Here is a 24,833-nt window from a genome sequence, read left to right on the forward strand (position 1 = left end):
ACCGAACTGTCTCTCTCAGTTCTGTTTACTTGCGTTATCAATAATCAGAATACGGATATTGGTGAATCACTACATCCAGCCCTCTGACCTTGGCAGAAATGTTGCCGGAAGGGGCAACCACTTCGTCCACCACCGGTGCGGTGCTGATTCTATGGCTCTTGGAGGCCAGCAGGGGTTTTTCCAGTTTGAAGATGATCAGGCACAGCCACAGGGTGGGCAGGGTCATAAGCAGGCCGCCGATGTTCAAGAGGCCCTTAACGGCTTCCATACCACCGGAGACTACCAGCAGGTAGGCCACTGCGGAAATGGCAGTACCCAGGATAATTTTCATCACCTTGGGAGGCTCAGAGTCGATTTCCTGGCCATGAACACACAGGGTGGACAGGGCGGAAGTGTTGGGGTCTGCCAGGGTAATGAAGGACAGGCATACGGTAATCAGGAAAATCAGCTGTACCACTTTGCCGCCGGGCATGGTGCCCAGTACCTGGTACCGGGTGGTCTGCATGCCTTCCTGCTGGATCATGGCCCAGACATCCATAATGCCGCTGGTTTGTACGTACATGCTTTGGCCAGCGAAGATGGCGATGAACAGGCAGCAGAACAGGGACGGAACCAGGATTTCTACCAGGAGGAATTCCCGGACGGTATGGCCTTTGCCCAGCCGGGCCAGGAACATGCCGATAACCGGTGCGTAAATGAAGAAGGAATTCCAGAAGGTGATGGGCCATTCGTTAGGCCATTGGTCCATAGGAGCCATGGTATTGTTGATGGTGATCTTGCCCCAGAAGTTGTCCATGATTTGGCCCATGGCTTCGGTGCCGATTTTGCCAATGAATTCGGAGTTGCCGGTGAGCACTACGTAGATCATCAAGCCAAAGAAGCAGAACATGCAGGCGGTGGATACGTAGGTCAGGCCTTTGTTGATGCCGGTAATACAGGAAATGATGAAGAAGGCTGCCACGGCTACGGTCAGGAAGAAGTACATCACAGGTCCCTGGGTGACGCCGAAAACGGCGTTGATGCCGCCGGAAATCTGCATCAGGCCGGCTGCCATGGAGTTGGATACGCCGCAGGCCACTGCATAACCGCACAGGATGTGCAGGATGGTGGTTACCCGGCGGTGCACCTTGCCGGTGGTTTCATACACCATGGGTCCCATGGACAGGGATTTCTGGTAGTTGAAGCACAGCAGGGCGAAAGCGGTAGCAGGCAGGGAATAGATGAAGTACTGGACGAAGGACCAGTGGAACATGGCCTGGCTGACAGCGAAGATGGCTGCATCCCGGCTTCCTGCTGCTGCATGGATGGCAACGGGCGGCTTCATAAAGTGGAACATAGGTTCGCCCATGGCCCAGTACAGCAGGCCGCAGCCGATACCGCCGCAGATGGAAATGGACCACCACTGCCAGGTGGTGAAGTCGGGCTTGGCATCGATGCCCCCGATCTTAACGTCCCCCCATTTAAACACAATCAATACCAGACCGAGAATAACGGTCAGCACGGACAGGGAATTGATCCACCAGCCGAAGTGGTCCCCGATGTAGTAGGTACTGGTTGACATGACTGCGCCGAATTGCTTGGTGAAAAATACACCAAGGATGATTTCCGCGGCCAGCAGCAGTCCGATGACTACCAGCACTTCCGTGTAAATCTTGCCTTTCAGATTTTCTTCCGGCATTTTGCGATTCCTCCTCTTTTTGGTTTCTCCTCTATATTGGAGCCCTCTCTCCAATCTCTACACTTTTATATATTGCAAAAACCATGCCAACTTTTTTAGTTGTCTGAAAATGGTCAGTTGTAAAATGAACTTGAACAGTTAATCAAAAAATAAAAATCCATAGTGAAGCCTCATGCTAAAATGGTTTTGCGAGAAATCATCAACAAAGGAGCAATCACGATGGATCACATCCATTCTAACACAATGGAGGACGTACGTATCCCCGGCNTGAGTGGTTCGCATTATGCCAATCAGCTTCGCTCTCCGAGCTCGCTTCTTGGAATGCTATCACATGGCTCATATTAACCAATAGTCCCTTAAAAAGCTGATGGACTATTGGATATGAGCGCAACGCTTGAAGGAGCCGTTCAGACCCATCAGGTTTCCAGTGTTTAACAATACCAGCATCATAGTTCCGGCATTAGTTGACCAGTAGTGGCCTAGCATGCCACCTTCAAGCGCTCAGGAGGTAGGGCCCGCAGGGCCTCGGAAGAAGTTTCGATGTGCGGATATGGCTTGAAACAAATGAACACTAAAAAAGGGTGCTGCGAAAAATGAGCTTTCATTTTTTCGCAGCACCCTTTACACCCTTGCGGGCAGCCGATCGAAATACAGTTGTCTTACAGCACCACGTTATCCAGATACTGTTTCAGGAATTCCTGGCACCATTCCATATGCTCCGGAGTGGGAGACGGAACGCCTGCCAGCTTGTAATCCCGGCCCAGTTTCTGATAGGTGCTTTCCCCCAGCCGGTGATACGGCAGCAGCTGGAGGTGCACCAGCCGTTTCAGACTGGCACAGAATTCGCCGATCTTCGCCAGCTCAGCCTCGGTATCATTGATACCGGGAATCAGCGGGGTCCGAATAATCAGCCGGAAAGGATTGGGATCCTTATCCATAGCCCGGAAGTTATCCAGGATAATTTCATTGGTGATCCCGCAGTGCTCCTTATGGAGCGCAGGGGTCACGGCTTTTAAATCCGCATACACGGTATTGATGTAGGGAAGCAGGGATTGCAGAGCATTCCAGGGTCCAAACAGGCTGGTTTCCACAGCCGTATTGATGCCTTCATCCGTGCAATTGTGAAGAAGTTCCCGGGCGAAGCAGGGCTGGGCCAGCAGCTCCCCGCCGGAGATGGTCATCCCGCCCCCCGGTCATGAAGTAGAACGGGCTATCCTTCCGGACTTCAGTCATCACTTCCCCTACGGTCATTTTCTTGCCATAGGTAGTTTTGCCATCCTGGGTGGTTTCCTGGTGGAAATTCTGGCTTTCCGGGGTGGAGTACCATTCGCATTGCAGCGGGCACCCCTTCAAAAATACCACCGTTCTCATACCGTCCCCATCGTGAATGGAAGACCTTTCAATCCGCAGGACCATCCCTGCCAGCTGTTCCGCAACCATACTCCCCACATCCTCTCAAATAATCCGCTTATTTAGCCACGCAGCATTTGTCTACATGCCACTTGTTGATTTCGGTACGTCCAATGATTTCGTCCTGGGTTTCCTTGCTCAGTTCAACGAAGAAGGCGGTGTAGCCAGCTACACGGATCAGCAGATCCCGGTGGTTTTCCGGATGCTTCTGGGCGTCAATCAGGGTATCCCGGTCTACGCAGTTGATCTGTACATGGTATACATCCAACAGGTTCATGGTCTTCAGCATGTTCATGGCGTTCACCATGCCGCCGTTGCCTTTAATCAGTTCCGGTTCGAACTTCATGTTCAGCTGGGTGCCCTGGGTATAACGAGCATGCGGCAGATGGCTTACGGATTTCAGCAGTGCGGTAGGACCATTCACGTCGGTACCGCCGGTAGCGCCGATACCATCGGTCAGAGGGGTCTTGGCTTTACGGCCGGAAGGCAGTGCGCCAACCCATTCACCAATAGGAGTGTTGCCGGATACAGGCAGCATGCCCATGGTCATCTTACCAAACTTGGTGTTGTATTTTTCGAACTGGTCAGCTACGTGAGTGTAGATAGCGCCTACGCAGAAGTCAGCTTTGGGATCATCGTTGCCGTACTTGGGAGCTTCCAGGCACAGTTTCTGCACGTCTTCATAGCCTACGAAGTTGGCATCCAGGGCCTTGATCAGGGTATCCATGGAAACTTTCTTGGTATCGTAAACCAGGTACTTCACATCGGCGATGGAGTTGATGATATCTGCCTGGCCAACGGTGATAACGCCGCCGCCTGCGCTGTATTTGGCACCGCCGGGCTGGCTGTAATCCAAGCCGGATTCCATGCAGTGTTCATAGCTCAGGGACAGGGCAGGTACTGGACGATAGCGCATGCTCAGGTAATCCAGCAGCTGGTTGCCGCTGACGATAACGTCTACCGCATAGTCGATATGTTTCATTACGGCATTCCAGAAATCGTCAAAGGTCTTGAAGTTCCGGGGATCGCCGGTGGAAACGGATACCCGTTTGCCGGTAATGCGGCTGACGCCGTCGTTCAGGGCCAGTTCAACCATGGCGCCCATGTTGATATCGGCAATATCGGTATATTGTTTCATACGGCCGGACAGGTTGGTTTCTACGCAGCCGCAGGGGTTCCAATCCCAAGCTTCACGCAGGGGCACGCCCTTGTTCTGCATCATGGAGATACCAACTTGGTTGGAGTAGATGGCCGGCATGGTCAGGCCGCGGCTGATGGATTCAACAGCCTTGTGCAGCAGGGAATCCGGGTTCTTGGCAATATCATAGGTGAAGCCCAGGTTCGGTTCCTTGAAGCGGACATCTTCGGTAGCTTGGATCATCATGTAGGACAATTCGTTGGAAGCATCGTTGCCATATTGGTCAATACCGCCGCAGGAGGTTTGTACCGTGATGCAGTAACCAGCAGCATATTGGGCGGTTACTTCATCCTGGAACAGGGACATTTCAGCAATCTTGATCCACAGGCAGTCCAGCAGTTCCTGTGCGTCATCGTCGGTGAGGATACCAGCAGCCTTGTCGGCTTTGTAGTACGGATACAGGTATTGGTCCAGACGGCCCAGGTTGTAGGAAGAAGCGTTCTGTTCCATGAAGATTGCATATTCGTAGGACAGCATGCTTTGACAAGCTTCGTAGAAGGTGCGGGCAGGATGTTCAGGCACCCAGCGGCAAACTTCTGCAATCTTCAAGAGTTCCTGTTTCCGGGTTTCGTCCTTTTCTTCAGCAGCCATCTTTTCGGCCAGGTCTGCATGACGGTTGGCCAGGAGAACGATGGCATCGCAGTCCATGATTTCTGCTTTGTAGAAGTAGCTCTTTTCCAGATCGCCAGGGTTGGCATCGTCCAGTTTAGCCAGGGCTTCTTCGGCTTCCTTCTTGATGCCGCCCAAGCCTTTGGTCAGGATGCGGGTCCAGCCCGGGGTATTTTCGCCATAGCCGCGGACGGCTTTCCGGTCGATATAAATGATGCCGTTGTCCCGCAGGGTGTTCATATCCTGGGGAGCCATCAGACGCCAGCGGTCAAACAAGCATTTGTTCTTCCAGTAATCGGAAACATCTTCCTTGAAGACCTTCTTGCCTTCTTCGCTCAGGTAGAACGGGTCATAGGGACGGGTACTGATGGTATCCAATTCCCGGTCAATGATGGAAGCAGAGCTGTCAGCGCACAGAACGCCGGCACGGGGTTTAAAGGCTACGCCGCCGACCAACAGTTCATGGGGCAGAATGTAGATGTTCTTATCTCTGCACTGATGATAATACCCAGTGGCCTTTTGGATGATCCAGGGTTGTCCTTCAGATTCCTTGAAGCCTTCGGTCAAATACTTTGCGTTGTAAACGTCCATGTCCACCCGGGTTTCCAGGTACTGTTTGCGCAATGCTTCAATCCGTTTCAAATACTCTTTTGCCATGATAAAACTCCTCCTTATCACTTTCCGGCTATCGACTGCCAACACTTACGGGCCAATTTCTTTTTTGGAGACCTCTCCAATGCTTTCACCTATATGTATTGCAAAAACCGTGCCAATTTAAAAAATCTTTTGTCAGCATTGCCTGTACTTTGCCAATTTTCAGGTAATTCAGTCTTGAAAACCCGCACGGGCTGTGCCTTCCGGGGACTTTGCCCCTTTTGGGAAGAAAATCCTGTTTTCCTGATTTCCAGTACAATTTCAGGGCCAAAGAGCAGCCAAACTGCAAAAAATAACGGCTTTTGGCTAAATTATTTTTGCATGCCCGCAAATTGTTTTGCGCAAAATATTCTGACATTTGCGGTTTTTGCAGGAGTAACAGGATTCGTTTTTTCGGGGATTTTTGCTGCTTTTCACGCAAAAAAACAGGAACTGCCGGCTCCCAAGGGAACCAGCAGCTCCTGCTATATATGATGCTAAACAAGCTTCCTATTATTTTTTCGGGGTGAAGACGCCTTCACGCAGGTATTTCTGCAGTTGTTCGTCGTTCATGTGGCCGATATCCAGGTAATCCAGGGTGTACTTGCTTTCGCCAGCCAGGTCGCGTTTCAGCATGGTGGAAGCCAGCAGGATCATAGCATCGATGATCGGGGTCTTTACGCCGTATTTCTTGCCCAATTGGCTCATCAGGTAGCAGCCAACAGGAACGTCTTCAGTGATGTAGCGGTTTTCCAGGTCGAACGGGCCATCGCCGAAGAAGTTTTCGTATCTTTCGTTAAAGGGAACTGCGAAGTCAGGGCCCATGTATTCTTTGCCGTACATGGTGGTACGGGAGAAGAAGTCTTCATAGTTTACAGTGCACAGGCCGATGTTCATAGCTTTGGCCAATTCTTTTTCTTCTTCCCAGAATTGAGCTTGTACTTCAGCAATGCCGGGGCACAGAGCGAAACCATACAGGGAGTAGTTCTTCTTTTCTTGACCCAGAACGGTGTCGAAGTTCTGCATGGTGGATACGCCCAGAACGGTGCCAGGAACGTGGATTACAGGGTTAACGTTGGACAGGTTGATATCCAGAACGGTGTTGCCGGTTACGAAACCATGATGGTATTCGCTGCCGTCTTTAGCAACCGTTACTTCGCCTTCAGCGTCCATGATGGCGCCGAATGCAGGAATGTACCAAGCGGAAGCCATGAAGGCATCGTTATCGGTCATAGGCAGAGCGCAGCCGCGGATGGTGGTGATTCTGTCTTCTACTTTGCATTCGTTGGTGGTAACGCCGCCGCGTTTTACAACACGGATGCCGTAAGGAGCAGTGTACCAAGCACCTACGATGACTTTCTTGGTGCAGTTCAGTTCACGCATCAATTTGCGGAAAATGAAGGTGCCACAGTTATCCGGCAGGATGTGGATGACTTGGCCATCTTCCAGCAGAGGAATCAGTTCACGGAACAGGTTTTCGTGAGCCAGAGCTACCGTAGCAACGATGATGATGCCGGCGCCTTTTACAGCTTTAGCCATGTCATCGGTAGCCAGGGCAACCTTTGCAGTGCCTTTGCGATTGTAACCAAAATAAGAGAATTGGTTGCCGCTCAGGGTAATACCGGTTTTTTCAATGTTGACGAAGTTGCGTTTTGCGAAAGCAGGTTGGTCCCAGATCCGAACTTCCTTGCCAGCCAAAGCGCAGTCAGCTGCCATGGTCTTACCAACGGCACCGCCGCCCAGAACTGCAATAGGCATGTCTTTCAAATAGCTCATATCCATTTTATATTTCCTCCTTTTACAGCTGCCGGCTCTGGCCGGGCTGTTATAAACTGCTTAGGTTTAGCGGAAGCAGCTCTTTGTTTTGTTGTCCTCATTATAGCTAGTACAGGTTTTGGGTTCTTTGCGACAACCCATTATTTTTTTGCCGTTTGTCGGATGGTTGGCAAAGGGACAAAAGCCTTCCTTATATAGCAATTTTGCTTTTTTTCTCCAACTGGCGGAAGGGATTCCTGCAAAGTCCAGGAAGCCGCACGGCGCCTTGCTTTGCGCCGTTTTCTCCTGCTTTTTTGGCATTTTTTCAGGAGGCTTTGGTGGCCTGGTGTGAAAAAAAGCAAAATATATGCGATGGAGTGCAAAGCACCGGAGGCCAAAAAAGGGTATATATGAGATAACTTCAAAAATCGGTCCGCTTGCGCCGGATCGATTGTCAGTCATTACCCAATGATTGGCTGACCCGGTGAAGCAGAAGGTTATTCTTGAACAACAATTTAAGGGAGGACGTAAAATGGCTAAGAAAATTGAGTTGATGGACGGCAACCAGGCGGCTGCCTATATCTCCTACGCATTTACCGAAGTAGCCGGTATTTTCCCCATCACCCCTTCATCTCCGATGGCAGAACACGTAGATGAATGGGCTGCAAACGGAAAGCTGAACTTATTCGGACAACCGGTTCAGGTTGTAGAAATGCAGTCTGAAGGGGGCGCTTCCGGTACCGTACACGGTGCGCTACAATCCGGTGCCTTGACCACCACCTACACCGCATCTCAGGGCCTGCTCCTGATGATCCCCAATATGTACAAGATCGCTGGCGAAATGCTGCCGGGCGTGTTCCATGTTTCCGCCCGTACCCTTTCCGCCCATGCCCTTTCCATTTTCGGTGACCACTCCGACGTAATGGCCGTCCGGAACACGGGCTTTGCCATGCTGGCATCTTCTTCTCCGCAACAGGTTATGGACTTGGGGGCTGTTGCCCACCTGGCTGCCATCCACTGCCGGATGCCGGTGCTGCATTTCTTTGATCGGTTCCGTACTTCCCACGAAATCCAAAAGATTGATGCTTTGGATTACGAAGACCTGCGGCCTTTGGTAGACTACGATGCCATCCGGGCCTTCCGCAAAAACGCTTTGAACCTGGAACATCCGGCTACCCGCGGCACCACCGTAAACCCGGATATCTTCTTCCAATGCCGGGAAGCCTGCAACCAGAGAGTGGCTGCCATTCCTGATGCTGTAGAACACTACATGCAGGGAATCAACAAACTCACCGGCCGCAGCTACCATCTGTTCAACTACTATGGCGCTGCCGATGCCGACAGAATCATCATTATGATGGGTTCCGGCGCAGAAACTGCCAAGGAAACCGTGGATTACCTGGTAGCCAAAGGCGAAAAGGTAGGCCTGATCAACGTTCATCTGTACCGTCCGTTCTCTGCCGACTACTTCCTGAAAGCCGTTCCTGCTACGGTAAAGAAAATTGCCGTACTGGATCGAACCAAGGAACCTGGCGCCATGGGCGAACCTCTGTACCAGGATGTATGCAGCATCTACAAGAACAAGGGCATTCCTATGGAAATCGTGGGCGGCCGCTACGGCTTGAGCTCCAAGGATACCACTCCTGGCCAAATCCTGGCTGTCTATGACAACCTGAAACAGGACAAACCCAAAAACGATTTCACCATCGGCATTGTGGACGATGTAACCTTCACTTCCCTGCCGGTTACCCAGGAAATCGAAACCTCTCCTGCCGGCCAGACCAGTGCAGAACTGTGGGGCATGGGTTCCGACGGCACCGTAGGCGCCAACAAGAACTCCATCAAGATCATCGGCCATACCACCGACCTATACTGCCAAGCCTACTTTGTGTACGATTCCAAGAAATCCGGCGGTCTGACCCAATCCCATCTGCGTTTTGGCAAAGAACCCATCCGTTCTCCGTACCTGGTAACCCAGGCTGACTTTGTAGCCTGCCACACCCCGTCCTACGTGCATAAATACGATATGGTAGCCAACCTGAAAGAAGGCGGCACCTTCCTGTTAAACTGCGGCTGGAGCGATGCAGAACTGGAAACCCACCTGCCGGCAACCATGAAACGGGCCCTGGCAGCCAAGAAAGCCAAGTTCTACACCATTGATGCTACCTCCATTGCCCGGGAAATTGGACTGGGGAACCGCACCAACACCATTCTGCAAGCTGCTTTCTTCAAACTGCTGAATGTCATTCCCATCGATCAGGCTGTTACTGCCATGAAAGATGCCATCTATAAGACCTACTACAAGAAAAAGGGCCAGGCAGTGGTAGACAAGAACAATGCTTCCATTGAATACGGCATTGAAAAACTGCACCAGGTAACCATTCCTGAAGCTTGGCTGACTGCTGAGGATGCTCCGGTAGAAAACAAGAACCCGGAATTCATCCAGGAAGTGGTAGAAGTCATGAACCGTCAGCAGGGCGACAGCCTGCCGATTTCCACCATCACCAAGTATGGTCTGGAAGACGGCACCTGGCCGGCTGGCACCACCAAGTACGAAAAACGTGGGGCTGCTGTGGATGTACCGGAATGGCAGCTGGATAAATGCATCCAGTGCAACCTGTGCTCCCTGGTTTGCCCGCACGCAGCCATTCGTCCTGTACTCCTGGACGCTGCTGAAAAAGCGGCTGCTCCTGCCGGCTTTGCCACCAAGAAAGCTTTGGGTGCAGGTCTTGGCCAATACGAATTCCGTATGCAGGTTTCCCCGTATGACTGCACCGGCTGCGGCAGCTGCGCCAATGTGTGCCCTGCCAAGGAAAAAGCCCTGGTGATGAAACCACTGGAAAGCCAGCTGGGCGAAGCTCCCAATTGGGATTATGCTGTAGAAACCGTTACCGTGAAGAAAGATGCGGTCAGCGACAAGAACGTCAAGAGCTCCCAGTTTGCCAAACCGTATTTTGAATTCTCCGGTGCCTGCGCTGGCTGCGGCGAAACCCCATACATCAAACTGGTTACCCAGCTGTTTGGCGACCGGATGTACATCACCAACGCTTCCGGCTGCTCCTCCGCTTACGGCGGCTCCACTCCTTCTTCCCCGTACTGCACGGACAAGAAAGGCTTCGGTCCTGCCTGGGCTATGAGCTTGTTCGAAGACAACGCTGAATACGCTTACGGCTACCTGCTGGGCCAAGATGCGGTAAAACGGGAACTGAAAGCTTCCGTTACGGCCCTGAAGGCTAAGGGCGTAGCTGTGGAAGCCTGCCAGGCTTACCTGGACAAGGCAGACGTTACGGCTGAATCCCGGAAGGTCAGCGATGATCTGCTGGCTGCCCTGGAAAACAACGCCAGCGAAGAAGCGGAATTCATCCGTCACAATAAAGAATACCTGGCCAAGAAGAGCGTTTGGGCCTTCGGCGGCGACGGCTGGGCTTACGATATCGGCTACGGCGGTTTGGACCATGTACTGGCTTCCGGCCGGGACATCAACGTACTGGTACTGGATACCGAAGTGTACTCCAACACCGGCGGTCAGGCTTCCAAGTCCACCGAAGCTGGCGCCATTGCCAAGTTTGCTGCCGGCGGCAAGGAAACCAAGAAGAAGGACCTGGGCCTGATGGCCATGAGCTATGGGTATGTGTACGTAGCCCAGGTAGCCATGGGTGCCGATCCTGCCCAAACCCTGAAAGCCATTCGGGAAGCTGAAGCTTATCCGGGCCCGTCCCTGGTTATCTGCTACTGCCCTTGCATCGAACACGGCATGAAGTGCGGCATGGGCCTCAGCCAGAACGAAGAAAAGAAAGCCGTAGAAGCTGGTTACTGGCATCTGTACCGCTTCGATCCCGACAAGAAGAAAGCCGGCGAGAATCCCTTCACCCTGGATTCCAAGAAACCCACTGGGGACTTCCGGGCCTTCCTGCTGGGCCAGAACCGGTATGCATCCTTGAAGCTGTCCTTCCCGGATAAGGCGGAATAACTGTACAACAAGTGTGCACGGGATGCGGAAGAACGGTACAACACCTACGCAGCCCTGGCCGGCAAATAATGATATAGCCCTCTCTCTAACCGGTCCGCCTCCTTCGGGCGGCGGATCGGATTTCTTTTTCCAATAAAGGAGAACCCAAAATGACTTTGATGACTGCTGCTGAATACGTAGAAAGCCTGCGCAAGCTCCACACGAAAGTATATATGTTCGGGGAAAAGATTGATAACTGGGTGGACCATCCCATTATCCGTCCTTCCATCAACTCTGTAGCCATGACCTATGCCCTGGCCCAGGATCCCAAATACAAGGACCTGATGACCGCTACCTCCAACCTGACCGGCCATACGGTAAACCGCTTCACCCACCTGCACCAATCCACCGATGACCTGATCAAGAAGGTAAAGATGCAGCGCCTGCTGGGTCAAAAGACCGCCAGCTGCTTCCAACGCTGCGTAGGCATGGACTCCTTCAATGCCGTTTATTCCACCACCTATGAAATCGATGAAAAATACGGCACCCATTACCATGAAAACTTCAAGAAATTTCTGATCTACGTACAGGATAACGACCTGACCGTGGACGGCGCCATGACCGACCCCAAAGGGGACCGCTCCAAGGCTCCCCATGAACAAGCCGATCCCGATATGTTCGTCCATGTAGTGGAAAAACGGCCGGACGGCATTGTAGTCTGCGGCGCCAAGGTGCACCAGACCGGTTCCATCAACTCCCATTGGCACATTTTCATGCCCACCATTTCCATGAAGGAAGCGGACAAGGATTACGCCGTAAGCTTTGCCTGCCCCACCGATGCAGATGGCCTGTACATGGTCTACGGCAGACAATCCTGCGATACCCGGAAAATGGAACCCGGTGCCTGCATTGACCTGGGCAACGCCAAATTCGGCGGCCAGGAAGCCCTGGTGGTACTGGACCATGTGTTCATTCCCAACGAATACATTTTCCTCAACGGCGAATATGAATTTGCCGGCATGATGGTAGAACGGTTTGCCGGTTATCACCGTCAATCCTACGGCGGCTGCAAAGTAGGCGTAGGCGATGTGGTGATTGGGGCCGCTGCCCTGGCTGCCGAATACAACGGCGTAGAAAAAGCCAGCCACATCAAAGACAAACTGATTGAAATGACCCACCTGAACGAAACCCTGTACAGCTGCGGCATTGCCTGCTCCTGCGAAGGCTGCCCCACCAAAGCCGGGAACTACCAAATTGATATGCTGCTGGCCAACGTGTGCAAGCAGAACATCACCCGGTTCCCCTACGAAATCGTCCGCCTGGCAGAAGACATTGCCGGCGGCCTGATGGTGACCATGCCTTCCGAAACGGACTTCAAGTCCAACACGGTAGTGGGCCGCAACGGGGAAACCATCGGCGAAATCTGCAACAAGTTCTTTGCCGGCCGGCCTGCCGTTTCCACCGAAGACCGTCAGCGCATCATGCGTTTCCTGGAAAATATGTGCCTGGGCGCTGCTGCTGTAGGCTACCGGACCGAATCCCTGCACGGGGCCGGTTCTCCTCAAGCCCAGCGGATCATGATTGCCCGCCAGGGGAACATCGACGGCAAAAAACAGCTGGCCAAGAATATTGCCGGCATCAAAGATTAAGCCAAAATCTGTTTCAATCTTGCTTTTTAATTCAACATGCGGTATTCTTCAAAGAAAGGAAACAGGTTTCCGCCTGTTTCCTTTCTCATACCATACGCCGCGATGCGGCTCTCTAGATTAAGGATGTGAAACCATGCCTCGTAGATTTGAGATTGTAGAAAAGGAAGTACTGAACCCCAACATTACGCGGATTTCCATGTACGCTCCGTTGATTTCTGCCAAAGCCAAGGCTGGTCAGTTTGTAATCCTGCGTTCCAACGTGGATGCAGAACGGATTCCCCTGACCATCTCCTCTGCAGAAAACGGCTGCGTAGACGTGATTTACCAGAAAATCGGCGCCAGCACCATTGACCTGGACCAGCTAAACGTAGGCGACTGCCTGGCTGACCTGGCAGGCCCCCTGGGCAAACCCACCCCCGTGGAAGGCTATGGCCATGTGGCAGTAGTCGGCGGCGGCCTGGGCTGCGCCATTGCCCTGCCGGTAGCCCGTGCCCTGCACGAAGCCGGCAACAAGGTAGAGCTGATCAGCGGCTTCAAAACCAAAGATCTGGTAATCCTGGAAAAGGAAATGAAGGCAGCTTCCACCAACCTCTACATGTGCACGGATGATGGCATCTACGGCTACCACGGCTTTGTCACCAACAAGCTGGAAGAACTGATCAACAGCGGGGAAAAGCTGGACCATGTATTTGCCATTGGACCCCTGCCCATGATGAAGTTTACTTCCCTCTTGACGAAAAAATATAATATCCCCACCACGGTAAGCATGAGCCCCCTGATGATCGACGGCACCGGCATGTGCGGCTGCTGCCGGGTAACGGTGGACGGAAAACTGCGCTTTGCCTGCGTGGATGGCCCGGACTTTGACGGCCACAAGATTGATTATGATGAAGCCATTGCCCGGAACCGTTCCTATACGGAATTTGAATCTAAAGAGCGGGAAGAACATCTTTGCCGCCTGACGGGAGGAAAACGCCAACATGCCTAATCCGAATCTGAACCTGCAAGCTACCAAAACGCCCATGCCGGAACAGCCGGCGGACGTCCGCAAATGCAACTTCCTGGAAGTAGCGCTGGGCTACACGCCGGAACAAGCCATCAATGAAGCCCGCCGCTGCCTGCAATGCAACAATCCTGCCTGCGTAACCGGCTGCCCGGTAGGCATTCCCATTCCCCAATTCCTGGAAAAGACCGCTGAAGGCGACTTTGCCGCTGCCTACGAAATTCTGTCCGGGGCCAATGCCCTGCCGCGGATTTCTGGCCGGGTCTGCCCCCAGGAAAACCAATGCGAAGGCAAATGCGTCCGGGGCATCAAACAGGAATCTGTTTCCATCGGCCGGATTGAACGGTTTGTCTCCGACTGGGCTGCCCACAACAACGCAGAAAACACGGAAACCGCTCCCAAAAACGGCCACAAGGCCGCGGTCATCGGTTCCGGCCCTGCGGGCCTGACCTGCGCTGGGGAACTGGCCAAAAAAGGCTTTGACGTTACCGTTTTTGAAGCTTTCCATGTGCCCGGCGGCGTGCTGAGCTACGGCATTCCTGAATTCCGCCTGCCCAAAGCCATTGTGGCCCAGGAAGTGAATAAATTAAAGAAAATGGGCGTTACCATCGAAACCGATATGGTTATCGGCAAGGTACTGACCATTCCTGAACTGTTTGAACATGGGTTTGAAACCGTCTTCATTTCTTCCGGTGCCGGTCTGCCCCAATTCATGAAGATTCCCGGAGAAGGCCTGGTAGGCGTATATTCCGCCAACGAATACCTGACCCGGACCAACCTGATGAAGACCTATGATCCCCGGAGCAACACCCCCATCCTCCACAGCAAGCGTGCTGCCGTAGTCGGCGGCGGCAACGTGGCCATGGATGCGGCCCGGTGTGCCCGCCGGATGGGTGCGGACGTGCATGTACTGTACCGCCGGGGCGAGGCTGAACTGCCTGCCCGGCTGGAAGAAATCCATCACGCCAAGGAAGAAGGCATCCAGTTTGACTTCCTGACCGCTCCCCTGGTAATCCATGGAGACGACACCGGCCGTGTCTGCGCCGTAACCTGCCAGAAGATGCAGCTGGGCGAACCGGACGCTTCCGGCCGCCGCCGTCCTGTACCCATTGAGGGCAGCGAATACGACCTGCCGGTGGACATGGTAATCATGGCCATTGGTACGTCCCCCAACCCCATGAGCTACGAAGGCACCCCCGACCTGGAGCTGACCAAAAAAGGCTGCGTCCAGGCTGACGAGGAAACCGGTGCTACGTCCGTGCCCGGCCTGTACGCCGGCGGTGACGCTGCCACAGGTGCCGCTACCGTAATCCTGGCTATGGGTGCCGGCAAGAAAGCTGCCGCCCATATGGCCGAATACATGCTGAACAAATAAGGGACTTGCCCCTGAACGCAAGACAAAACCACACACACGCAAACGAGGCTGGAAAAATGAATGTTCATTTTTCCAGCCTCGTTTTTTATTTTTCCGGCAGCTGCGCAAAAGCTCCCATACCCCAGGCTCCGGCAGCCCCGGCAGCAGCAAGCTCCGGGAGCTTTTCCCGGGTAACGCCTCCGATAGCCCAGACGGGCACCGGGGAGCGGCGGCATACCTCCTGGAGCAGCGTCACCCCTCTGGGGGCCAAATTTGGCTTACAGGCGGTGGTATAGATATGACCCAACGTCACCCTTGCGGCACCTAGTTTCGCCGCTGTAAGGACGTCTTTCAGGCTATGGCAGGAGGCTCCCAGGGGCGGCAGGGCGGCCCGTTCCTCCGGCCTAAGGCGCTCCAACACCGGAAGCGGCAGGTGCAGGCCCTCGGGGCGCAGTTCCCGGGCCGCTTCCGGGTAAAAATGCAGAATGCAGGGCACCCCGGCCCGGCGGCACAGAGAGAGGACCTGCCGGGCCAGCTGCCGATAAACCTCTGGATTTAAATCCTTTTCCCGAAGCAGCAGGGCCGCAGGCCGCTGGGCCAAAATCCCTTCCACCTGTTCCAGCAGGGGAACCTGGTACAGCTGGCGGTGGGTGACGCAGCCAAAGGGCAGGCTACACGTAAAGGTAGTCATTGCGCACCGGCTGGAGGCCTTCCCGGTCCAGATCCTCCGTCATGGCCCGGAGGCTCCGGCCGTCCTGGATTTCAAACTGTTCGTCCCCTTCGGACCCGCTCTGCTCTCCAGTATACTTTTCCTCGTGGTCCCCGATGCCCGTGGACACCCCAGCGGAGACCTTGGTGGCCGCAATGCGCACAATGCCGTTGCGAAAGGCCGCGGATTCCCGGCTGGAAACGGTAATTCCTGCAAAGGGCAGGAACAGCCGGTAGGCGCAGAGAATCTGGCACAGCTGGCGCTCCCCTACGTCCTGGGGGTTGATGGAGGCGTTGTTGATAATGGGCCGCAGCCGGGGGCAGGACAGGCTCATTTCCGCCCAGGGATACTTCCGCTGGAGGTAATACACGTGAAGGGCTGTGGCCAGGGCGTCCTTGCGGAAATTGGACAGCCCCAAAAGGGCTGAAAAGCCCACCCCCCGCATGCCGCCCCTAAGGGCCCGTTCCTGGGAATCAAACCGGTAGGGCCATACCCGTTTGTGCCCCAAGAGATGCAGGGTTTCGTATTTTTTCAGATCGTAGGTCTCCTGGAATACGGTGACCGAATCCGCCCCGCAGGCATGGAGATACCGATACTCGTCGGTGTTCATGGGGTAGACCTCCAGACCCACGTTCTTGAAGTACTTGGCGGCCAGCTTGCAGGCCTCCCCGATATACTCCACGCTGCTTTTGGCCCGGCTTTCCCCGGTAAGCAGCAGGATTTCCTCCATGCCGCTTTGGGCGATTACCTGCATTTCCTGCTCCATCCGCTCCCCGGTGAGCTGGAGCCGGTGGATGGGATTGTAGCAGTTGAAGCCGCAGTAGATGCAGTAGTTTTCGCAGTAGTTGGCCAGATACAGGGGTGTGAACAGATACACCGTGTTGCCAAAATGCCGGCTGGTAACTGCCCGGGCCTTTTGGGCCAGTTCTTCCAGGAAGGGCTCCGCCGCCGGGCTGAGCAGCGCCTTCAGGTCCTCCACGGTCACCCGCTCATGGCACAGGGCCCGGCGCACGTCCACCGCCGTATAGGCGCTGGGGTCATAGGACTCCATTTGGCTGATAACCTTTTCCCGAACCTCCGACTGGAGCTGCTCCATGCCGGGCAGGTATTCCATCGGGTCCTTCCGGCAGGAAGGGTCGTTTTCCAGTTGGTGTTTCCGTTTCAGGGCAGCCGGGGTTAGATTCTTGCCGTCCACCAAAAATTGATTTTCTTCTTCCATCAGGCATCCTCCCGCAAAAAGCCAGTCAAGGGATCGCTGGAGGCGGCGCCCCGGCTGAGCACCCGTCCCAGGCCGGACAGATACGCTTTCCTACCGGCTTCCACCGCGCTGCGGAAGGCCTGGGCCATGAGAGGTAAATCCCCGGCAGTGGCCAGGGCGGTATTTACCATTACCGCAGCGGCCCCCATTTCCAGGGCTTCACAGGCCTGGGAAGGCCGGCCAATGCCCGCGTCCACAATGATGGGCAGGTCAATTTCGTCCAGGAGGATCTGGATAAAGTCCCGGGCGGACAGGCCCCGGTTGGAGCCAATGGGCGCAGCCAGAGGCATAACAGCCGCAGCCCCGGCACTGACAAGGTCCCGGGCCGCATTCAGGTCCGGGAACATATAGGGCAGCACCACAAAGCCGTCCTGGGCCAGAAGTTCCGTGGCCTTGATGGTTTCCTGGTTGTCCGGCAGCAGGTACCGGCTGTCCCGCATGATTTCAATTTTCACGAAGTTCCCGCAGCCCAGTTCCCGGGCCAGTTTGGCAATGCGCACCGCCTCCTGGGCATTCCGGGCGCCGGAGGTATTGGGCAGCAGGGTTACGTCTTGGGGAATGTACTGAAGGATATTGTCCTGTCCAGTGGTATTGGTCCGGCGGACCGCCAGGGTAATCATTTCGGCACCGGCGTCCTGAATGGCCGTTTGAATTAACGGCAGGGAATATTTCCCCGAGCCCAGAATAAAGCGGGAATGGAAGATTTTGCCTCCCAGCTGCCAAGTATCATTTGCGTTCATAGTATTCATCCTTTCCAATTTTTTCTGTTTCTCCAGCTAGCAGCTGAAGCACCGTAAGGGCCTCCTGGGCCGCACACAAATTGACCCGGGCCCCGTAGAGCCCGTCTCCGTCCCGGATATCCGCCGTCCTGTCCCCGCACAGGTAAAAATGAGGGGACAGTTTGCGCACCCGGACCCGGTTGCCGGAGGAAAAGCCGGCCATACCGGAGGCGGCCACCAGCACCGCCTGGGGAAAGCACTCCCGGACCGTATTGCACAAAAGTGCCTTTTCCCGGGGCCCGTCAAAGGCTTCTACAATCAAGTCATAGCCGGCCAGCTCCTGGGGGATATTTTCCGCCGTCAGCCGCAGGATCCGGGGCACCAACTCTGCGTAGGGGGTAATCCGCCGCAGGCTCGCCACCAGGGCCTCCGCCTTGTACTGGCCCAGCTGGTCCATAAAATACAGCTGCCGGTTGAGATTGGTGGCTTCCACCCGGTCGTCGTCCACCAGCCGTAGGTGTCCTACCCCAGCCCGGACCAAAAGCTCCGCTACCCGGGAGCCTAGGCCCCCCAGCCCGCAAATGGCCACCCGGCCCTGGCGGAATTTGGCCTGACGCGCCGCTCCGTGGCGGCTTTCCAGGGCGTCAAACCATTCTTTTTGGCTGAGCATCTCAGCCCCCGCCTACAAACGACACGATCTCCAGCACGTCTTCCGGCTGGAGCAGCACCGAGGCATACTGGCTTTTGGGCACAATGTCCCCGTTTCGTTCCACGGCTACGTTGCCCAGGTCGATCTGCCGCTCCCGAAGGTACGCCAGCAGGGTCCGGCCCTCAGCCTTTTCTTCTTTTCCATTGATTCGCATTTCCAAGGCCTCCTTGTTTTGGGACAACAAAAAAGAGAAGCCACCTGAATCCGGGTAACTTCTCTTGCCGTTTTGCTCGTTTGCATCCCTACGTTGGCATTATCCAAATCAGGTTCACGGGTCGAAGGGCCTACCTTCCTCTCAGCCTGTCCGGCATTTCTGCCTGCAAGCTCCCCTGCCCTGCGGTTTTCACCGCCGGCTTCTCTATTCTGTTTGCTTTTGATTATACCGCTATTTTCTGGAAATTGCAAAAAACAGGTTAACTTTATACGCTCCCAAAATCTTCCGTTTGCCGCCCGAAAAATACAGATCAGGCCTTGAAAAAAAGCGGAAAACATGGTAAAATACTCTCCATGAATGCTACTGTAGCTCAGTTGGTAGAGCATCTCATTCGTAATGAGAGGGTCGTAGGTTCGAATCCTATCAGTAGCTCCATTTTTTTACCCTTTTTTGGACCTGCCGGGTTTCCGGTCTCCCCAGGGAGACGGAGACCTGTTTTTTTATGCCCCAAAACGGCTCTTTTCTGGGAGGATTTCGCCCCACCCTTCCTGCTATACTGAAAGTATGGAAAAACGCAGGATTGCCCCCTGCCCTGGCAGGAGGCAGCAAAGGAGGAGCCTATGGATATTACAGAGATCATCAAGGAAAAATTGGCAGACCGCAGCCTGCACCAGCGGGACCTGGCGGAACGGACGGGCATCCGGAAGGACTCCCTGTCCCTGTACGTGAACCGGAAGCGGGAGCCCAATCTGGAAACCCTGCTGCGGATTTTGGAGGGGCTGCATTGCAGCCTGGAGGTCCGGGATGAGGAAACCGGGGAAACCTACCAGGTGGCCGCCGGGGATTAATTTCCCCAAACACTTACCTGGGAGGATTTCACCCCACCCTCCCTGCTATACTGAAAGTAAGGGAAGCTGTAGGGCCTGGCTAAAGCCGGATTGGGGAATCCGGGGCGCCGGGCCCACCAGAAAGGATGGATGCCTATGGAAGATTGGGAAGAAGATAAATACCTCAAGAAAAAACGCCTGTCGGTGCGCATGGAGGAGGAGCCCCTCCGGCGGTTTGGGGAGCTCTGCCGGCAGCAGGGCACTACCCCCAGCCACGTGATCCGGGATTTCATCTTCCGGTTTATTGCCCGGAACTCAAAAACCCCCAGGCAGGGGAACGCTTCTGGGGAAAGCAAAAAACAGGATGTGTGACCACCAGGGTCATACATCCTGTTTTTGCTTTATCATAATTGAATCAGCTTGAAGACGCAGCCGTTTGTGTCCATGACCCGCTGGGCCAGCCGCTGGCCCCGTTCCACATCGGCGGTAAAGCAGATTTCCGTTTCCCCGATGCCTTCCGTCTGGGCCAGTCCCCGGGCCGCCAGGTCCTCGATGGCATCCTGGGTGGTCCGCTCTGCCGGGTCCAGAATGGTCACCTGGGATCCCAGGGCCTTTTGCAGCTCTTCCCGGACGAAGGGATAATGGGTGCAGGCCAGGAGCACCGTATCCACGTCATGGGCCTTCAGGTCGTCGGCATATTCCTGTACGGCGCTGGCCAGTTCCGGAGTGCCAAATTTCTCCCCTTCAATCAGGGGCACAAATTTAGGGCAGCCCTGCCCAAACACCTGGATTTCCGGGTCCATGGCCTGGATTTCCCGTTTATGGGCCCCGGTGGACACCGTAAAGTCCGTGGCCACAAAGCCCACCCGTTTGTTCTTGGTTACGCCTTTCACCATCCGGGCGCCTTTGGCCATACCGATAACGGAAAAGTCATACCCGTTTTGGATCACGTCCTTACCCAGCACCGTAATGGTGTTGCAGGCCACCACCAGCTGCTTGATGTGCCGTTTGTCCAGGTAGGCGGTCATATCCCCTACAAATTCAATGATCTGTTCCCGGGACCGGTTGCCATAGGGCGTCCGTGCCGTATCCCCGATAAAGATAAAATCCTCGTGGGGCATTTTTGCCCGGAGCCATTTCAGCACCGTCAAGCCCCCTACTCCTGAATCGATTACGCCAATGGGTTGTTTCTTATCCATCTGTATGCCCCCTCTTTAGACTGCCGCGCCGGCAGGTTCGTTCACCTTCTATTATACCGCAAAACAATCCTGTATTTACAAAAAATTCAGCAGCGGTCCAAAAGACCGCTGCCAGTTGTTGCAAAGCTGGGTGCTGAAGGAAAAATAAACGGACAAATTTCTCCGTTTTCCCCTTTAGCCCATAAAAAAACAGGTGCAGTTCTCACCACACCTGTACGCTTTTAGGCCAGGCTCTTTAAGAATATGGACAGGCCGTTGGCTGGCAGCTGTCCCGGTGCCGAAGCTTTGCCGGCAGTGCCGAAGGTAATGCAGGAACCGAAGGCTTCGCCGCAGATCCTGCTGATGACGCCCTTGTGCCCCATGGACATGGTAATCACCGGCGTTTCATCGTGTTCTTCCTTCATGGTCAGGGTGGCATCCAACAGGGTCAGCACATCCCGTTCCGACTGGGGCATCACGGCGAATTTGGCAATGTCACAGCCCAGGTCCTGCATCTTGCACAGGTTCCGGACGATGATGTCCTTGTCCGGGGTACTCTTGAAATTGTGCCGGGAGCCAACCACCTTGACGCCGGCTTCGTGGGCCGCCTCTACAATGGTCTTCATGGCTTTTTCGCCCCGGGACAGTTCCACGTCCACCAGATCAATCAGGCCGCTGTCAATAACCGCCAGGAGCAGATCCACATAGTCCTGGGTATCGATTTCCATCATGCCGCCTTCTACGTCCGTGCGGACGGTGAAGAGCAGCGGCAGGTTCCACAACTGGTCCCGGAACAGGGTCATGGGTTTAATCCGAACTTCCGGATCCGTTACATTGTTGAAGAAATCTGCTCTCCATTCAATCAGGTCACAGGGGGAATTCATGATTAGATTCACGGATTTCCGCACCCCTGCGTAATCGCTGTCCGAAATGGGGATGGCAATCTTGGGCATTCCTTCGCCGATACGTACATTCTTTACCTTTACTACTTCGCTCATTTGGCTTACCTCTTTCCATGCTACTATCCTACTGGTTTGCTATAAGTGACTAAAAGTATACCACCCAAAGTTACTGCTGTCAAACATTCTTGCCACAAATTTTAAATTTTTGTAAACAATTGCACCATTTATTACAGGTTAACTTTTCCTGTAAAGAAAGAAGGATGCGCGGCCATTAGAGGGGAAAAGCCGCACATCCTTCTTATCTATAAGAGGATTCAATATGAGTAATTCGCAAATGGTGCCAAGAAAATGGTCAAGCTGGATTATTCTTCGTCCATGCCCGGTTTGAAGAAGTCACCGAACAGTTCTTCGTTGGAAGGCATATCGTATTCCAGAGGACGGGATACCCAAGTGGTGTTCATGTAATGTTTCAGGGAGATGTTCTCGGAAACAATGTTGCCGCCCCAGGTGCCGCAGCCCATGGAAGAGGTCGGAGGCATGCCGTTCCAAGCGGAACCAGAGTTGCCTCTGTTGTTAGGTTGACGAACCATGATACGGGAAACAGGAGCTGCTTTGCCCAGACGATCGATATGGTCATCATCGAAGGAGTAGATGCCGCAGGAGTGGCCTTTGCCGCCTACTTCGAAGATAGCTCTCATCATATCCAGAGCGTTTTCGAATTCGCCTTTGTATTTGAACAGGGTCAGCAGGGTGGTCAGTTTTTCGCTGGAGAAGAAGAATTGTTTGCCGATATGTTCGATGCCGCCGCCAGTTACAGCGATGAATTTACGGTCAGCAGGGATGGTGAAGCCAGCAGCTTCAGCCAGGGCTTGCGGGCTAACGGCAACGGTGTCAGGCAGACGGTGGCCGGTTTCATCCCACATAACCTTTTTAATCTTTTCAGCTTCTTCTTCGTTGGCCAGGTAAGCGCCTTCTTCAACCAGGGCTTTTACGAAGCCATCGTAAACTTCTTCAGAAATAACCAGGTTGCCGTCGCAGGAGCAGCCAGAACCAAAGTCGGAAGTCTTGGAAATCCGGGTGTTGGCAGCAGCTTCTTTTTGACGTTCCGGAGTGTTGCAGGTGTTATCAATGATAACGGTAGCGTTGCCGGCGCCAGAACCATAGGCAGGAACGCCCTGGCTGTAAGCAGCCTTAACCATGGGCCGTCCGCCGGTAGCGATGATCAGGTCAGCCCGTTTCATCAGTTCGGAAGACAGGGCAATGCTGGGTTTTTCAACGCCTTGGATGATGTCGGCAGGAGCGCCTTCACGAACCAGGGTGTCACGGATCAGGTTGATGGTCTTGTTGGTGATGTTCTTAGCTCTGGGATGCGGAGAGAAGACAACAGTGTCTCTGCATTTGATAGCAAACAGAATCTGGCCAGCAGGAGTCAGGCAGGGGTTGGTGGTCGGAACCAGGGAAACGATTACGCCAACGGGTTTTGCATATTTCACAATGCCTTTTTCAGGAATGGTTTCTACTACACCGATGCTGGGGTTGCGCAGGCAATCTCTCAGGATCAATTTGATTTTGTTTCTCTTGTTTCTCTTGGAGACTTTGTCGCCCAGACGGGTTTCGTCAACGGCTTCGTCGCAGATCTTGCCCCAAACCTTCAGGTCGCATACAGCGGCTGCTACAGCTTGGCACAGTCTATCAATACGTTTTTGATCATAGGTTTCCAGAATCTTTTGTGCTGCATGAGCACGGGCAATTTTCTCTTCACAGACAGCAATTTCTTCGGGAGTTACTTCTCTTGCCATTATTATCTCTCCTTTGCATTCTTCACACGGAATCTTCTAATTATTCCGTTTCGTTAAGTTCATTATACTTTGAATTGACTGATTAATCTAATACAAGATTTATTGCTTTATGATAGAGTCTTTCTATAGTTTTATTTATAGATACAATCTATAAATCGACTCTTTTCCCTGATTCTGCCGATAGGTACGCAGCATAGATTACTTTCATGGTTTCACGGGCTACGGCAAAATCTTCCGACGTATCCCAATCATAGGCCACTGCCTTCAGGAATCGGGTCAGTTCATCGGCGTAGCCCCGGATCACTTCATCGCTGACAAAGGCCTTGTTCCAGCCAATGGCCTGGGGCAGCATTTCGCTGATGTACACGTCCTGCATCCCATCCTGGTCCAGGAAATACGTATTCATCAGATCCGTAGGCGTCAGGTTGCAGACAAGGGCCGCATCGTTGGCGTAAACCTCAATATAGTTTTTGGTGCCCCCCAGCACCGTATCGCTGGCAATGGTCAGGCATTTGGTACCATCGGAGAAGATCACCGTTACAGCGGCGTAATCCTCCACGTCCAGGGGATTGGCCCGGATGTGCCGGTGCTCATAGGCATTCAGGCAGCGGGTGGTTTGACCCACATCGGCAGAAACGCTTTGGACCGTAATGGTTTCGCCCCGGGCGGCTGCCTCCTGCTGCTTGAGCCATAGCATGCCGCTTAAGGGGTGGGTACCGGTACGGATCAGGGTGCCGCCGCCCACCTTGCTCCACTGGCTGGACAAGGCGGAGCTGGAGCCGCTCAGGCTCTCCTCCCCTTTCATAAAGAGGATTTTGGACTTTTTGGCCCGGACCACCTCTGCGGCCTTCCGGACGGCCGGGGCATAGAGGAAGTTTTCCGCGTACATGAATTTCCGGTCCGACTGCCGGAGCACCTGCCCCAATTTCTCCATTTCGGCCAGCACCTGCTCATACATGACCTGTTTGGGGGTATCCCCCACCCGTTCTTCCCCAGGCTTGCCAAAATACCCGGTCAGGGGCTTTTCGCAGATGACGTGCTTGCCGGCCTGAATGGCCTGAATGGCCATGGGAATGTGCAGCAGAGGCGGCGTTACAATATCCACCACAGTGATTTCCGGATCCTCCAGCATTTTTTCGTAGGAAGTTTCCACCTGTTCGTAGCCAAATTCTGCCTGGACCTTTAGGGCCAGCTCCGGCACAGTATCACAGATGGTCTTTAGCCGGAAGGGTACGCCCCCGGACTTTTTATATCCATTGCCGTGAAGCCGGGCAGCATACCCCGCTCCTACGGTGCCAATGACCACAGGCTGCAATTCTTTTTCCATACTTCCATCTCTT

Annotated in this window: 20 protein-coding genes, 1 tRNA gene, 1 pseudogene and 1 riboswitch; of the genes and pseudogenes, 8 read left to right on the top strand and 14 right to left on the bottom strand. The window is 54.0% G+C overall.

The window, feature by feature from the left end; all coding sequences use genetic code 11:
• Window positions 1–37 precede the first annotated feature (37 nt).
• The 4 genes from C7E10_RS06585 to C7E10_RS06595 form a co-directional block, all read right to left on the bottom strand.
• On the bottom strand, window positions 38–1,678 hold the full coding sequence (locus tag C7E10_RS06585) for a BCCT family transporter (protein WP_105326551.1): 1,641 nt from the start codon (window positions 1,676–1,678) through the stop codon (window positions 38–40).
• A 659-nt stretch (window positions 1,679–2,337) separates the two neighbouring features.
• Complete coding sequence (locus C7E10_RS06590; protein WP_199614557.1) at window positions 2,338–2,859, bottom strand: glycyl-radical enzyme activating protein; 522 nt, start codon at window positions 2,857–2,859, stop codon at window positions 2,338–2,340.
• Window positions 2,786–3,118, bottom strand: coding sequence for a 4Fe-4S cluster-binding domain-containing protein (locus C7E10_RS12210; RefSeq protein ID WP_199614556.1), 333 nt, complete (start codon window positions 3,116–3,118; stop codon window positions 2,786–2,788). Before C7E10_RS12210 ends, C7E10_RS06590 begins: the two co-directional genes overlap by 74 nt.
• A gap of 28 nt (window positions 3,119–3,146) precedes the next feature.
• Window positions 3,147–5,552: a glycyl radical protein gene (locus C7E10_RS06595; RefSeq protein ID WP_105326552.1), complete on the bottom strand. Its 2,406-nt coding sequence runs from the start codon at window positions 5,550–5,552 to the stop codon at window positions 3,147–3,149.
• 174 nt (window positions 5,553–5,726) lie between these two features.
• Here C7E10_RS06595 and C7E10_RS06600 point away from each other — a divergent pair, with 174 nt between their 5' ends.
• Window positions 5,727–6,023 (top strand): hypothetical protein, encoded by a 297-nt coding sequence (locus C7E10_RS06600; RefSeq protein ID WP_105326553.1) that lies wholly within the window; start codon window positions 5,727–5,729, stop codon window positions 6,021–6,023.
• 18 nt (window positions 6,024–6,041) lie between these two features.
• Here the strand turns inward: C7E10_RS06600 and C7E10_RS06605 are convergent, their stop codons facing one another.
• Window positions 6,042–7,310 (bottom strand): NAD/NADP-dependent octopine/nopaline dehydrogenase family protein, encoded by a 1,269-nt coding sequence (locus C7E10_RS06605; RefSeq protein WP_105326554.1) that lies wholly within the window; start codon window positions 7,308–7,310, stop codon window positions 6,042–6,044.
• A gap of 505 nt (window positions 7,311–7,815) precedes the next feature.
• Here C7E10_RS06605 and nifJ point away from each other — a divergent pair.
• The 4 genes and pseudogenes from nifJ to gltA all read left to right on the top strand — a co-directional run bounded on the left by nifJ (window position 7,816) and on the right by gltA (window position 15,259).
• Window positions 7,816–11,322, top strand: a pseudogene (gene nifJ / locus C7E10_RS06610) (pyruvate:ferredoxin (flavodoxin) oxidoreductase).
• An 80-nt stretch (window positions 11,323–11,402) separates the two neighbouring features.
• The gene (locus C7E10_RS06615) at window positions 11,403–12,881 is read left to right on the top strand and encodes a 4-hydroxyphenylacetate 3-hydroxylase family protein (protein ID WP_105326555.1); all 1,479 of its coding nucleotides are present in this window, start codon (window positions 11,403–11,405) and stop codon (window positions 12,879–12,881) included.
• A gap of 133 nt (window positions 12,882–13,014) precedes the next feature.
• Window positions 13,015–13,869, top strand: a complete 855-nt coding sequence (locus tag C7E10_RS06620; RefSeq protein ID WP_105326556.1) for a sulfide/dihydroorotate dehydrogenase-like FAD/NAD-binding protein — start codon at window positions 13,015–13,017, stop codon at window positions 13,867–13,869.
• Window positions 13,862–15,259, top strand: coding sequence for an NADPH-dependent glutamate synthase (gene gltA, locus C7E10_RS06625; protein ID WP_105326557.1), 1,398 nt, complete (start codon window positions 13,862–13,864; stop codon window positions 15,257–15,259). Before C7E10_RS06620 ends, gltA begins: the two co-directional genes overlap by 8 nt.
• Window positions 15,260–15,344: 85 nt before the next feature.
• On the opposite strand, the gene C7E10_RS06630 is transcribed toward gltA, so the two are convergent.
• Genes C7E10_RS06630 through thiS form a run of 5 tightly spaced genes read right to left on the bottom strand, consistent with a single transcriptional unit; the run spans window position 15,345 to window position 18,787 of the window.
• Window positions 15,345–15,929, bottom strand: a complete 585-nt coding sequence (locus C7E10_RS06630; protein ID WP_105326558.1) for a thiamine phosphate synthase — start codon at window positions 15,927–15,929, stop codon at window positions 15,345–15,347.
• A complete protein-coding gene (gene thiH / locus C7E10_RS06635) occupies window positions 15,910–17,166 on the bottom strand; it encodes a 2-iminoacetate synthase ThiH (RefSeq protein ID WP_105326559.1) in 1,257 nt (418 codons plus the stop codon). The genes C7E10_RS06630 and thiH overlap by 20 nt, the downstream gene beginning before the upstream one ends.
• Complete coding sequence (locus tag C7E10_RS06640) at window positions 17,166–17,945, bottom strand: thiazole synthase (RefSeq protein WP_105326560.1); 780 nt, start codon at window positions 17,943–17,945, stop codon at window positions 17,166–17,168. Before C7E10_RS06640 ends, thiH begins: the two co-directional genes overlap by 1 nt.
• Window positions 17,932–18,594 (bottom strand): sulfur carrier protein ThiS adenylyltransferase ThiF, encoded by a 663-nt coding sequence (gene thiF / locus C7E10_RS06645; RefSeq protein ID WP_105326561.1) that lies wholly within the window; start codon window positions 18,592–18,594, stop codon window positions 17,932–17,934. Before thiF ends, C7E10_RS06640 begins: the two co-directional genes overlap by 14 nt.
• A gap of 1 nt (window position 18,595) precedes the next feature.
• Window positions 18,596–18,787 (bottom strand): sulfur carrier protein ThiS, encoded by a 192-nt coding sequence (thiS, locus tag C7E10_RS06650; RefSeq protein ID WP_105326562.1) that lies wholly within the window; start codon window positions 18,785–18,787, stop codon window positions 18,596–18,598.
• Between the two features lie 68 nt (window positions 18,788–18,855).
• Window positions 18,856–18,973: riboswitch (TPP riboswitch) on the bottom strand.
• Window positions 18,974–19,146: 173 nt separating this feature from the next.
• Between thiS and C7E10_RS06655 the strand changes: the two genes are divergently transcribed.
• The 3 genes from C7E10_RS06655 to C7E10_RS06665 all read left to right on the top strand — a co-directional run bounded on the left by C7E10_RS06655 (window position 19,147) and on the right by C7E10_RS06665 (window position 19,986).
• A tRNA-Thr gene (locus tag C7E10_RS06655) sits at window positions 19,147–19,222 on the top strand.
• A 185-nt stretch (window positions 19,223–19,407) separates the two neighbouring features.
• Window positions 19,408–19,635: a helix-turn-helix domain-containing protein gene (locus C7E10_RS06660; RefSeq protein WP_105326563.1), complete on the top strand. Its 228-nt coding sequence runs from the start codon at window positions 19,408–19,410 to the stop codon at window positions 19,633–19,635.
• A 135-nt stretch (window positions 19,636–19,770) separates the two neighbouring features.
• The gene (locus C7E10_RS06665) at window positions 19,771–19,986 is read left to right on the top strand and encodes a hypothetical protein (RefSeq protein ID WP_105326564.1); all 216 of its coding nucleotides are present in this window, start codon (window positions 19,771–19,773) and stop codon (window positions 19,984–19,986) included.
• A 32-nt stretch (window positions 19,987–20,018) separates the two neighbouring features.
• Here the strand turns inward: C7E10_RS06665 and murI are convergent, their stop codons facing one another.
• The 4 genes from murI to C7E10_RS06685 all read right to left on the bottom strand — a co-directional run bounded on the left by murI (window position 20,019) and on the right by C7E10_RS06685 (window position 24,820).
• A complete protein-coding gene (gene murI, locus C7E10_RS06670; RefSeq protein WP_105326565.1) occupies window positions 20,019–20,813 on the bottom strand; it encodes a glutamate racemase in 795 nt (264 codons plus the stop codon).
• Between the two features lie 221 nt (window positions 20,814–21,034).
• Window positions 21,035–21,790 carry a type I 3-dehydroquinate dehydratase gene (aroD, locus tag C7E10_RS06675; RefSeq protein ID WP_105326566.1) on the bottom strand — a complete coding sequence of 252 codons (756 nt, stop codon included), beginning with the start codon at window positions 21,788–21,790 and terminating at the stop codon, window positions 21,035–21,037.
• Between the two features lie 266 nt (window positions 21,791–22,056).
• On the bottom strand, window positions 22,057–23,493 hold the full coding sequence (locus C7E10_RS06680; protein ID WP_105326567.1) for an aldehyde dehydrogenase family protein: 1,437 nt from the start codon (window positions 23,491–23,493) through the stop codon (window positions 22,057–22,059).
• A gap of 148 nt (window positions 23,494–23,641) precedes the next feature.
• Window positions 23,642–24,820: a Gfo/Idh/MocA family protein gene (locus C7E10_RS06685; protein WP_105326568.1), complete on the bottom strand. Its 1,179-nt coding sequence runs from the start codon at window positions 24,818–24,820 to the stop codon at window positions 23,642–23,644.
• Window positions 24,821–24,833: the final 13 nt, after the last annotated feature.

The sequence above is a fragment of the Acidaminococcus hominis genome, from assembly GCF_900291475.1.
Taxonomy (GTDB): domain Bacteria; phylum Bacillota; class Negativicutes; order Acidaminococcales; family Acidaminococcaceae; genus Acidaminococcus; species Acidaminococcus hominis.